This is a genomic window from Pseudomonas sp. (assembly GCF_035512415.1).
Taxonomy (GTDB): domain Bacteria; phylum Pseudomonadota; class Gammaproteobacteria; order Pseudomonadales; family Pseudomonadaceae; genus Aquipseudomonas.
The window spans coordinates 426,015-437,957 of record NZ_DATKDZ010000038.1 but is presented as its reverse complement, the minus strand read 5'-3'; the positions used below and the strand labels follow the sequence as shown (position 1 = coordinate 437,957).

Annotated in this window: 7 protein-coding genes; 1 reads left to right on the top strand and 6 read right to left on the bottom strand. The window is 64.9% G+C overall.

Features of this window, described 5'->3' with window-relative positions; all coding sequences use genetic code 11:
- Positions 1-34: 34 nt before the first annotated feature.
- From VMP31_RS19230 to VMP31_RS19205, 6 genes are read right to left on the bottom strand one after another with little or no spacing between them, the layout of a single operon-like run.
- Positions 35-1,675, bottom strand: coding sequence for a BatD family protein (locus tag VMP31_RS19230; protein ID WP_325509302.1), 1,641 nt, complete (start codon positions 1,673-1,675; stop codon positions 35-37).
- Entirely contained in the window at positions 1,672-3,414 is a 1,743-nt protein-coding gene (locus tag VMP31_RS19225) for a VWA domain-containing protein (RefSeq protein WP_325509301.1), read from the bottom strand. Before VMP31_RS19225 ends, VMP31_RS19230 begins: the two co-directional genes overlap by 4 nt.
- A complete protein-coding gene (locus VMP31_RS19220) occupies positions 3,411-4,442 on the bottom strand; it encodes a VWA domain-containing protein (protein ID WP_325509300.1) in 1,032 nt (343 codons plus the stop codon). The genes VMP31_RS19225 and VMP31_RS19220 overlap by 4 nt, the downstream gene beginning before the upstream one ends.
- Positions 4,435-4,929 (bottom strand): DUF4381 domain-containing protein, encoded by a 495-nt coding sequence (locus tag VMP31_RS19215; protein WP_325509299.1) that lies wholly within the window; start codon positions 4,927-4,929, stop codon positions 4,435-4,437. Before VMP31_RS19215 ends, VMP31_RS19220 begins: the two co-directional genes overlap by 8 nt.
- The gene (locus VMP31_RS19210) at positions 4,926-5,867 is read right to left on the bottom strand and encodes a DUF58 domain-containing protein (RefSeq protein WP_325509298.1); all 942 of its coding nucleotides are present in this window, start codon (positions 5,865-5,867) and stop codon (positions 4,926-4,928) included. The genes VMP31_RS19215 and VMP31_RS19210 overlap by 4 nt, the downstream gene beginning before the upstream one ends.
- Positions 5,868-5,872: 5 nt before the next feature.
- Complete coding sequence (locus VMP31_RS19205; protein ID WP_325509297.1) at positions 5,873-6,832, bottom strand: MoxR family ATPase; 960 nt, start codon at positions 6,830-6,832, stop codon at positions 5,873-5,875.
- 174 nt (positions 6,833-7,006) lie between these two features.
- On the opposite strand from VMP31_RS19205, the gene VMP31_RS19200 reads away from it, so the two are divergent.
- Positions 7,007-11,863, top strand: coding sequence for an NAD-glutamate dehydrogenase (locus VMP31_RS19200; protein WP_325509296.1), 4,857 nt, complete (start codon positions 7,007-7,009; stop codon positions 11,861-11,863).
- Positions 11,864-11,943 lie beyond the last annotated feature (80 nt).

Here is an 11,943-nt window from a genome sequence, read left to right as displayed (position 1 = left end):
CCATCAGGCGAGGCAGGCCGATATCGCCGGGTGGTTAGCGCGGATACAGCGGTGGCAGCGCACTGGCTTCCGGGTTGGCGTTGCTTTCTGGATTTTCCACGGCCGGCAGGCTGCGGATCGCCAGCCACAGGTTGCGCCCCTGCCAGTGTTGGCCGCTTTCGCTGTAAAGCGCGCCATTGAGGCCGTCGAGGGCATCGGACAGCGGGGTAAAGCGTGCGGCCATATCGGCCAGGGTTTCCGGCTGCTGCCGGGCCCAGGCATCCAGCGCATGGCGGGTGGCCTGGGAGTCGTTGGCCAGGCAACTGCGTTTAAGGTCGTCAAGCAGGTTGCGCGGGCTGGGCCCGGCCTGCTGGTTGGGCATCACCGCCGGCTGGCGGCGCGCGCGCCACCACAGGGCAAAGCCGAGCAGGGTGGTCAGGCTCAGCAGGGCGCTGCTCAGCTGCCAGGGCCACAGCGGTGGGCCTGGTGGCAGGATTGTCGGGGCGGGTTGCATCGGGCTGTCCTGCACCTCCAGGCTGGGGTTGCTGGCCACCTGCAGGGTAAGGGCCGGCAGGCGGGCGATTTCCAGGCGATCTTCTGCGGTGTTCCACCAGGGCACTTCGACTGCGGCCAGTTCGAGCGTACCGCTGCGGTTGGGCACCAGGGCTTCGCGCTCCTCGCGGCTGCCGGTCAGCCCCGTTTCGCCGGCCTGGTTGGCCAGTTGCGGCTGGTCGGGGTAGCGCCGCAGGTCCTGCCCACGGGTGGCCGGCAGGGGCGGTAACTGGGCGCTGGAGAGCCCCTCCACTTTAAGCAGGATGCTGCGGGTCAGCGATTCACCGGCCCGGGCCTGTTCCGGTTGCGGGCTCCATACCTCGGCCAGGCTCAGGGCGCGGGCGGGCAGCCAGGGGGCGTCGGCGGGGTAGCCGGCGGGCTTGGCCTTGACCTGCAGGGGCACCTCCGGTGACTTGACCCGGGTAACCTTGCCAGTGCGAGGGCCGAAGGGATTGAAGTCATCACTGCGCGAACGATCCACCGCTGTGGCGCTGAACACCTGGGCGGGGATCAGCAGTTCGCCGCTTTCCTGGGGGAAGATGGCATAGCGCAGTTCGATCACACCATGGCGAACGCCATTGATCTCCCGCTCATAGGTGCGCGCCTCGCCCAACACCTCGACCCGGGCCTGGGGTATCTCCAGCGGGCTCAGGCTGCTGTCGTCGTACAGCGAAACCGAATGGTAGATGCGCAGGGTCAGCAGCGCCTGGGCCTGCACATAGACGCTGTCCTGATCCAGGCTGGCGTCGATAAACACCGGGGCCAATTGTTCGCCGGCCTGGCTGGCGCTGTCCTGAACATGCAGGGTGATAGCCTGGGTCTGGTTGTCGCCCAGGCTCAGCTGCGGGATCACCACATAGCCGCTCTGCCGGGGTTGCAGGGTGACAATCCAGCGGGTGACGGCCCGGGCCTGGTTGTTGATAGTGCTCAGGCGATTGACCTGACGCGTGCCCAGCACTTCGAACAGGGCATTCAGTGGTTCCAGATCGGGCTTGCTGAAGCGCGTCGCATCATCCGATTCGAGGGTCAGTTCGACGCTTTCGCCGGCGCTCAGGCGCGTGCGATCGACGCTGGCGGTAAAGGTCTGGGCGCTGGCCGAGAAGGCCAGCAGGCCGAGAATCAGGGTGCAGAGCAGACGACTCATTGAGTTTGTTCCTGACGCTGTTGTTCCAGCCAGAATTTACGTCGCAGCAGTTCGCCCGGATCATCGGGTATCTGCCGTAACCATTGTTCCAGGGCCTGACGCCGCTCACCGTTGGTGCCGGGGTCGGCGCTGGCAAACTGCTGTTCGCCGTCGCCCTCATCCGGTTCATCCGGCGGTGGCGCGCCGGGCTCTTCGCCGGATGGCGGCGGTTGCTCGGTTGGCTGCGGCTGCTCATCGCCACTGGCAGGTGTGGGTGTGGCCTGGGGTTCGCCGTCGCGCTGGCCACCTTGAGGCGGTGGCGACGGGCTGTTGGTCTGGCTGGCGGACTCCTGGGCGGTGTCCGGCTCGGCGGTTTGCTGCTGCCGCTGGCGCAGCAATTCTTCGATCAGGGCCTTGTTGGTCTGCGCCTGGAGCAGCTCGGGTTGCAGCTCCAGGGCCTGGCTATAGGCCTCCAGTGCGGCCTCCAGCTCGTTGCTATGGGCCAGGGCATTGCCGCGGTTGTAGTGGTCTGTGGCCGACTCGCCGGCGGCAAAGCGCTCGGCGGCGGCGGCATAGTCGCCGGCCTGGTACAGGGCCACGCCTTGCCACTGGCGCTGCTTGAAGCGCTGCGCGGCCTGGGCCGGTTGCTGCGCCTCAAGCAGACGCTGGCCCTGCTGGTCGGGGCGCAGCCAGAGGTCGGCGAAGTCGAAGGCGTAGCTGTTCTGCGGCAGGCTCAGCAACAACAGCGGCAGGCACAGCAGCCAGCCGCGCCGTGCCGCGCAGGCGGCCAGCAGGAGCAACGGCAGAAGCAGCCAGTGGCCCTGGTCGGCCCAGGCCTGCAGCTGGGTCGGCTCGCCGTCGCTGCGCAGACGTTCGGGGCCATCGAACAGGCCGAGGCTGCGCAGGTCGCGCTCATCCAGGGTGACCTGCTGGAAGCGTCCGCCGATCTCGCGCAGAAAGGCGCTCAGGCTGGCGCTATCCAGGCGCGGGATAAGGATTGCACCTTGCTGATCCTTGAGGAAGGAGCCGTCCTCCTGAATGATTGGCGCGCCCTGGGCGCTGCCGATACCGAGCATATGCAGGCGCTCATCGCGGCCGTCCAAGGCCTGGGTGATGCCCTGGCGTTCCTGCTCGCTGAGGGCGCTGCCGAGCAGCAGCAGCCGGCCCTGGCCTTGCTGGCCCTGCTGGAGCAGTTGCAGGGCCTTGAGCACGGCCAGGTCGGCACGTTGCCCGGGCTCGGGCATGATCGAGGGCTTGAGGGCGTCGAGCAGGTTGCGGCTGGTGCTCAGGTCATCGGACAGCGGCACCAGGGTGTGGGCGCTGCCGGCATAGACGACGATGGCGGTTTGCGCATCTTGGCGGGCTTCCAGCAGGTCGAGCAGCTTGCGCCTGGCCTGTTCCAGGCGGTTGGGCGAGGCATCGCTGGCCAGCATCGCCGGGGTCAGTTCGAGCAGGACCACCAGTGGGTCGGCCGGTTTCAGGTTGTTCTGTTCGATGCGCTGCCAGCTGGGGCCGAGTAGCGCAAGCAGGGCCAGCAGCCAGGCCAGGCCCAAGGCGATCCAGGGCAGACGGCTGTTGCGCCCGCTGCCCGGCGTCAGTAGCACACTGTGAAAGGCCGCCGGAAGCAGGGCCTGCCAGTGCCCACTACGTTTTTTGCGGTGCCAGAGTTGCCACAGTAGCATGCCCAGCAGCGGCAGCAGAAGCAGCCAGAAGGGGCGCAGCCAGTGGGGCCAGAGGCTATTGCCGAGCAACTCGATCATGACGGCCTCCTCGGATGGCGGTTGGCCACGGCACGCAGGCGTTGCGACAGGTCAGGCCACAGCGTACGTGCGACCAGCAGCAGGCTCAAGAGCAGGGCCGCGCTCAGGGGCCAGGGGTACAGTGGCAGGCTCGGGCGGGCCAGGGTGGGTTTCTGTGCAACGGGTTCGAGGCGGTCGAGGGTTGCCTCTATACGTTGCAGCTCCTGGCTGTCGCGGGCGCGGAAGTATTCGCCGCCGCTGGCTTCGGCAATCGCGCGCAGGCTGGTTTCGTCCAGATCCAGGCTCGGGTTGAAGCCGAACATGCCGAGGACGCCATCCTCCTGTGGATCGGCCCCGATGCCGATGGTGTAGATGCGGATCTGCTCGTCGGCGGCCAGGCGGGCGGCGAGCAAGGGGTCGAGTTCGCCGCTGTTGTTCGCCCCGTCGGTCACCAGCACCAGAACCCGACTGTCCGCCGGGCGTTGGCGCAGGCGCTTGACGGCCAGGCCGATGGCGTCGCCGATGGCGGTTTGCGGGCCGGCGATATTCTGCTGCGCCTCGTCCAGCCAGAAGCGCACGGTCTGCCGGTCGAAGGTCAGCGGCGATTGCAGGTAGGCGCGGCTGCCGAACAGGATCAGGCCGACCCGGTCGCCCTGGCGGCCTTCGATAAAGTCGCCAAGCAGGTGCTTGACCAGGCTCAGGCGGCTGATCTGCTGGTCTTCCCAGCGCATGTCGGCGTAATCCATGGAGCCGGAGACATCCACCGCCAGCAGCAGGTCGCGCCCGCTGGCAGGCATCGGCAGGGGCGTGCCAAGCCATTGCGGGCGCGCCGTGGCCAGCAGCAGCAGGCTCCAGAGCAGAACAAATGGCAGCTGTTGCCGCCAGCTTGGCAGGCGAGTGCGGGCGCGCTGTCCGGTCAGACTTTGCAGTTCGGCGATAAAACTGATGTTCAGGGCCGCCTCGCCGCTGTCCGCGGCGGGTAGCAACCGGCGTAACAGCCAGGGCAGCGGGGCGAGCAGAAAGACCCAGGGCCAGGCGAATTCAAACATGCTTGCGAATCCAGATGGCCACGGCCTGGTCGAGGCCGGCGATGGCCTTGTCGTCGAGTGTGCAGTGTGGCCGATAGGTGCCCTCGACCAGGATCATCCAGCGGGTCAGGCCGGCGGCCGGGCAGCGGCTGTCGAGAAAGGCCAGCCAGGCGCGGCTGCTCAGGGTATGGCTGTTGCCTTGCGGATAGCGTTCGCGGCACAGGCGCTTGAGGATGGCATTAAGCTGTTGCAGCCAGGGCCCGGCATCGGTGCCGTCGTAGGGTTTGCGCAGCTGCGCGAGTTCATTCAGTGCGGCCTGGCGCACCGGGTCCAGAGGCGCTGTGGTCGATTCGGCAGCGGCCTTGCGCGGCAGGCGCTTAAGCAGCTTGAACGCGCCCCAGAGCAGCAATGGCAGCAGCGCCGCGAGCAACCACCAGCCCGGTGCCAGCGGCCACCAGCCGATCGCCGGCGGGGCGATCAGCGGTTCGAGTCGCTCCAGCGCAGTCACGGGGTTTTCCTCGGGCGCTGGGCGTTCAGGTGTTCGCGCAGCTGGTCGATCATTTCCGTCTGGGTGTTCAAGGCCAGCAGCGGCACCCCGAGCTTTTGCGCCAGGCGCTGCCAGCGTGCCTGGCGCGCCTGGCCCAGGCCGCGATAGGCCTGGCGCAGGTCGGCGTCATGGGTATCCAGCTCAAGCTGCGCACCCTGCTCGGCAAAGCGCAACAGGCCGGCCGCGGGTAGGGCGTGGTCGAGGGGATCGGACAGCGGCAGCAGCAGCAGGTCGATATGCCGGGCCAGGAGCTGTAGCTGCTGTTCGCTGTTGTCGCCCAACGTGCGTTCGTCGCAGATCAGCACCACCAGGCTGCCGGGCCGCAGCACTTCGCGGGCGCGGCGCAAGGCCAGTGCCAGGCTGTCGCGGTTGCCGCCGGCGTTGCCGGACAGCGCCTGGTTGGCCCGCACCAGGCGGTTGAGCAATTGCAGCAGGCTCTGCTTGCTGCGCCGCGGTTTGATTTCATGGTGCTCCAGGTCGCCAAACACCAGGCCGCCGATGCGGTCGTTATGGCCCAGGGCGGCCCAGCCGATGAGGCCGGCGGCCTGGGCGGCGAGTACCGATTTGAACACCAGACCCGAGCCGAAAAACAGCCGGGCGCTCTGCTCGACCAGGATATAGATCGGCCGCTCGCGCTCTTCGTGGAACAGCTTGGTGTGCGGCTCCTGGGTGCGCGCGGTAACCCGCCAGTCGATGCTGCGCACATCGTCGCCGGCCTGGTAAGCGCGCACCTGATCGAAATCGACACCGCGCCCGCGCAGCTTGGAGTGGTGCAGGCCTATCAGCGGGCTGCGCTGCGCTGGGGTGGAAAACAGCTGCACCTCGCGCACGCGGTGACGCATCTCGATCAGCTCGCCGAGACTGATACGCACACCGGGTTGGGGCGGTTGGTCGTGCATGGTGGTTAGGCGACCGCCACGACGTCGAGAATGCGCTGCACCACGCGGTCCTGGTCGATGCCGGCGGCTTCCGCCTCGAACGACAGGATAATGCGGTGGCGCAGCACGTCGAACAGCACCGCCTGGATATCTTCCGGGCTGACGAAATCCCGCCCGGCCAGCCAGGCGTGGGCGCGGGCGCAGCGGTCCAGGGCAATCGAGCCGCGCGGGCTGGCTCCATAGGCGATCCACTCGGCCAGCTCCGGGTCGAACTTGGCCGGGGTGCGCGAGGCCATTACCAGTTGCACCAGGTATTCCTCCACCGCATCGGCCATATATAGGCCGAGAATCTCCTGGCGTGCGGCAAAGATCGCCTGCTGGCTGACCCGCTGCTCGGGCTTGGTTTCGCCATTGAGCGCCTCGCCGCGGGCCTGGGCGAGGATCTTGCGTTCCACGCTGGCATCCGGGAAGCCGATCTTCACATGCATCAGAAAACGGTCGAGCTGGGCTTCGGGCAGCGGGTAGGTGCCTTCCTGCTCGATCGGATTCTGCGTCGCCATCACCAGAAACAGCGGCGACAGGTGATAGGTGCTGCGGCCCACGCTGACCTGGCGCTCGGCCATGGCCTCCAGCAGCGCCGACTGGACCTTGGCCGGGGCGCGATTGATTTCGTCGGCCAGCACCAGGTTGTGGAAGATCGGCCCCTGCTGAAACACAAAGCTGCCGGTTTCCGGACGGTAGATCTCGGTGCCGGTGATATCCGCCGGAAGCAGGTCAGGGGTGAACTGAATGCGATGGAATTCCGCCTCGATACCTTCGGCCAGTTCCTTGATCGCCTTGGTCTTGGCCAGACCGGGAGCACCCTCGACCAGCATATGGCCGTCGGCAAGCAGGGCAATCAGCAGCCTTTCGATGAGTTTTTCCTGGCCGAGGATCTGTGTTGAAAGAAAATGTCGCAGCGCGACAAGCGCTTCACGGTGTTCCATCGTTAAGCTCATCCAGCAAATGTGACCAGCGAGTCTCGAACCTCGCCAGAGTTAAGTGGCAGCCACTTTAATGCAATCGCTGCCTCCTAGACTAACGTTGAACCACAAGGTTGTGGCGAAGGTCATTACTCGCGACTGCCTCTAGTTGAATAACAAGCCAAACGGAGCATACCCATGGCGTTCTTTACGGCGGCCAGCAAAGCCGATTTTCAGCATCATCTGCAAACGGCGCTGGCGCAGCACGTCAGTGAACAGGCCTTGCCACAAATGGCCCTGTTCGCCGAACAGTTTTTCGGCATCATCGCCCTGGAGGAGCTGACCCAGCGTCGCCTCTCCGATCTGGTCGGCTGCACATTGTCGTCCTGGCGCGTACTGGAACGCTTCGACTCGGGTAAACCCGAGGTGCGGGTGTTCAACCCCGATTATGAAAAGCACGGCTGGCAATCGACTCACACCGCCGTGGAAATTCTCCACAGCGATATCCCATTCCTGGTCGACTCGGCGCGCATGGAGCTGAACCGTCGCGGTTACAGCATCCACACCCTGCAGAACAGCGTGTTCAGCGTGCGCCGCAACAAGAGTGGCGAATTGCTGGAAATCCTGCCCAAGGGCACCCAGGGCAAGGACATCCGCCAGGAAGCCCTGATGTTCCTGGAGATCGACCGTTGCGCCAACGCTGGCGAGCTGAAGACCCTGGAAAAAGCCCTGCACGAAGTATTCCGCGACGTGCGCATGAGCGTTGCCGATTTCTCCGCGATGAAGGCCAAGGCTCAGGAGCTGAGTGCCTGGCTGGACAAGGTCAAGCCGGGCCAGGTCGGGCTCAAGGTCGACGGAGCCGAGCTGGACGAGATCAAGGTGTTTATGAGCTGGCTGCTCGACAACAACTTCACCTTCCTCGGTTACGAAGAGTTCACCGTGGCCGACGTACCCGGCGGCGGCAGCATGGTGTATGACGAGAAGTCTCTGCTGGGCCTGTCGAAAAACCTGCGCAGTGGCCTCAAGGTCGATGAGCTGCATATCGAGCCGGAAGCGGTGGCCTACCTGCGCGAGCCGCAGCTGCTGTCCTTTGCCAAGGCCGCCGTACCGAGCCGCGTGCACCGTCCGGCCTACCCGGATCTGGTGTCGATCCGTGAGCTGGACAGCAAGGGCAATGTGGTCAAGGAATGCCGCTTTATGGGCCTGTACACCTCGGCGGTGTATGCCGAGAGCGTGTGGAACATTCCCTATATCCGTCGCAAGGTCGGCGTGATCAAACAGCGCTCCGGCTTTGACAGCAGCGCCCACCTGGGTAAGGAACTGGCCCAGGTACTGGAAGTGCTGCCGCGCGACGACCTGTTCCAGACCTCGGTGGATGAGCTGTTCAACACCGCCATGGCCATCGTGCAGATTCAGGAGCGCAACAAGATTCGCGTGTTCCTGCGCCGCGACCCCTATGGCCGTTTCTGCTACTGCCTGGCCTATGTGCCGCGTGATGTCTACTCCACCGAGACCCGTCTGAAAATCCAGCAGGTGCTGATGGAGCGTCTGCAGGCCACCGACTGCGAGTTCTGGACCTTCTTCTCCGAGTCCGTGCTGGCGCGGGTGCAGTTTATCCTCAAGGTCGACCCGAAGAACCGCGTGCAGATCGACCCGCTGCGCCTGGAGAAGGAAGTGATCCAGGCCTGCCGTTCGTGGAAGGACGACTACGCCAGCCTGATGGTCGAAAGCCTCGGCGAAGCCCAGGGCACCGAGGTGCTCAGTGAGTTCCCCGATGGTTTCCCCGCCGGCTACCGCGAGCGTTTCGCCCCGCATTCGGCGGTGGTGGACATGCAGCATATCCTCAGCCTGAACAGTGATCGCCAACTGGTGATGAGCTTTTATCAGCCGCTGACCCAGGATGGCCAGCAGCTGCACTGCAAGCTGTACCACGCCGACACGCCGCTGCCGCTGTCGGACGTGCTGCCGATTCTGGAAAACCTCGGCCTACGTGTACTCGGCGAGTTCCCCTACAAACTGCGCCGCGCCGATGGCCGCGAGTTCTGGATCCACGACTTCGCTTTCACCTATGCAGAAGGCCTGGATGTCGACATCCAGCAGCTCAACGACACCCTGCAGGGTGCCTTCGTCAATATCGTTGGCGGCGCGGCGGAGAACGACGGCTTCAACCGTCTGGTGCTGATGGCCGCCATGCCATGGCGCGATGTGGCGTTGCTGCGTGCCTACGCGCGTTATCTCAAGCAGATTCGCCTGGGCTTTGATCTCAGCTATATCGCCAGCACCCTGGTCAACCATGCCGATATCGCCAAGGAGCTGGTGCGCCTGTTCAAGACCCGCTTCTACCTGGCGCGCAAGCTCACCGCCGATGACCTGGAAGACAAGCAGCAGAAGCTCGAACAGGCGATTCTGGCTGCCCTGGACAACGTCGCGGTGCTCAACGAGGACCGCATCCTGCGCCGCTACCTGGACCTGATCAAGGCCACCCTGCGCACCAACTTCTACCAGACCGATGCCAGCGGTGCGGCCAAGAGCTACTTCAGCTTCAAGCTCAATCCGCGGGCAATTCCGGAGATTCCACGGCCGACGCCGAAGTTCGAAATCTTCGTCTATTCGCCACGGGTCGAGGGTGTGCACCTGCGTTTCGGCGACGTGGCCCGCGGCGGTCTGCGCTGGTCGGACCGCGAGGAAGACTTCCGCACCGAGGTGCTGGGCCTGGTCAAGGCGCAGCAGGTGAAGAACGCAGTCATCGTACCGATGGGGGCCAAGGGCGGCTTTATTCCACGGCGTATGCCGTTGGGCGGCAGCCGTGACGAGGTACTGGCCGAGGGCATCGCCTGCTACCGGATCTTTATCTCGGGTCTGCTGGATATCACCGACAACCTGAAAGAAGGTGCCGTGGTACCGCCGCAGAACGTGGTGCGCCACGATGGCGACGACCCGTATCTGGTGGTGGCGGCTGACAAAGGCACCGCAACCTTCTCCGATATCGCCAACGGCATTGCTGCCGACTATGGCTTCTGGCTGGACGATGCCTTTGCCTCGGGCGGCTCGGCCGGTTACGACCACAAGGGCATGGGCATCACCGCCAAGGGCGGCTGGGTCTCGGTGCAGCGCCACTTCCGTGAGCGCGGCATTGACGTGCAGAAGGACAACGTCACCGTTATCGGCATCGGCGATATGGCCGGCGACGTGTTCGGCAACGGCCTGCTGCTGTCGAAAAGCCTGCAGCTGGTGGCGGCCTTCAACCATATGCATATCTTTATCGACCCCAACCCGGATGCGGGCAAAAGCTTTGTCGAACGCCAGCGTCTGTTCGACCTGCCGCGCTCCAGCTGGAGCGACTACGACAGCTCGCTGATCTCCGAGGGTGGCGGCATCTTCCTGCGCAGCGCCAAGAGCATCGCCATCAGCCCGCAGATGAAAGAGCGTTTTGATATCAGTGCCGACAAGCTGGCACCCAACGAACTGCTGAATGCCTTGCTCAAGGCCCCGGTGGATCTGCTGTGGAACGGCGGTATCGGCACCTACGTCAAATCGAGCAAGGAAAGCCACGCTGACGTTGGCGACAAGGCCAACGACCTGCTCCGTGTGGATGGTCGCGAGCTACGTGCCAAGGTGGTGGGCGAGGGCGGTAACCTCGGCATGACCCAGCTGGGGCGCGTCGAGTTCGGCTTGAATGGTGGCGCGAGCAACACTGACTTTATCGATAACGCCGGTGGTGTGGACTGCTCCGACCATGAGGTCAACATCAAAATTCTGCTCGGCGAAATCGTTGCCGCTGGTGATATGACCGGCAAGCAGCGCAACAAGCTGCTGGTGGAAATGACCGATGCGGTTGGCGGCCTGGTACTGGGCAACAACTACAAGCAGACCCAGGCCCTGTCCCTGGCCGAGCGTCGCGCCCGTGAGCGGGTTGGCGAGTACAAACGCCTGATGTCGGCCCTGGAAAGCGCCGGCAAGCTGGATCGCGCCCTGGAGTTCCTGCCCAGCGACGAGGAGCTCAACGAGCGCGCCAACAACGGCCTGGGTCTGACCCGGCCGGAGCTGTCGGTGCTGATTTCCTACAGCAAGATCGACCTCAAGGAATCGCTGCTGAAATCCCTGGTGCCGGATGACGAGTACCTGGCGCGGGAAATGGAAACCGCCTTCCCGCCGCTGCTGGCGCAGAAGTTCGGCGAGCCGATGCGTCGCCATCGCCTCAAGCGCGAAATCGTCAGCACGCAGATCGCCAACGATCTGGTCAACCATATGGGCATCACCTTCGTGCAGCGTCTGAAGGAGTCCACCGGCATGAGCGCGGCCAATGTTGCCGGTGCCTATGTGATCGTGCGCGACGTGTTCCGCCTGCCGCACTGGTGGCAGCAGATCGAGGCCCTGGACCACAAGGTGCCGGCCGACCTGCAGCTGCAGCTGATGGACGAGCTTATGCGCCTGGGCCGCCGGGCTACCCGCTGGTTCCTGCGCAGCCGTCGCAACGATCTGGATGCGGCCCGTGACGTGGCGCATTTCGCGCCGCGTGTTGAGGCTCTGGCCCTGCGTCTGGACGAGCTGCTTGAAGGCCCGGCCCGCGAGCAGTGGCTGGCGCGCTTCCAGGCCTATATGGAGGCGGGTGTGCCGGAGGTGCTGGCGCGGGTTGTTGCCGGTACCAGCCATTTGTACACCCTGCTGCCGATTATCGAGGCCTCCGATGTCACAGGGCAGGAACCGGCCCGCGTGGCGGCGGCCTACTTCGCGGTGGGTGGCTCCCTGGAACTGTCCTGGTACCTGCAGCAGATCACCAGCCTGCCGGTGGAAAACAACTGGCAAGCTCTGGCCCGTGAAGCCTTCCGCGACGACCTCGACTGGCAGCAGCGCGCCATTACCGTGTCGGTGCTGCAGATGGCCGATGCCCCGGCGGATATCGAGGAACGTGCCGGCGTGTGGCTGGAGCAGCACCGCCGTCTGGTCGATCGTTGGAAGCTGATGCTTGGCGAACTGCGTTCGGCCACCACTACCGATTACGCCATGTATGCCGTGGCCAACCGGGAGCTGATGGACCTGGCGCAAAGCGCCTAAGAGGGAGCAGCGCAGGCTTGGCCTGCGCTGTCCTTGCCCCAATAAAAAGCCCCGCTAAGTGCGGGGCTTTTTATTGGGGC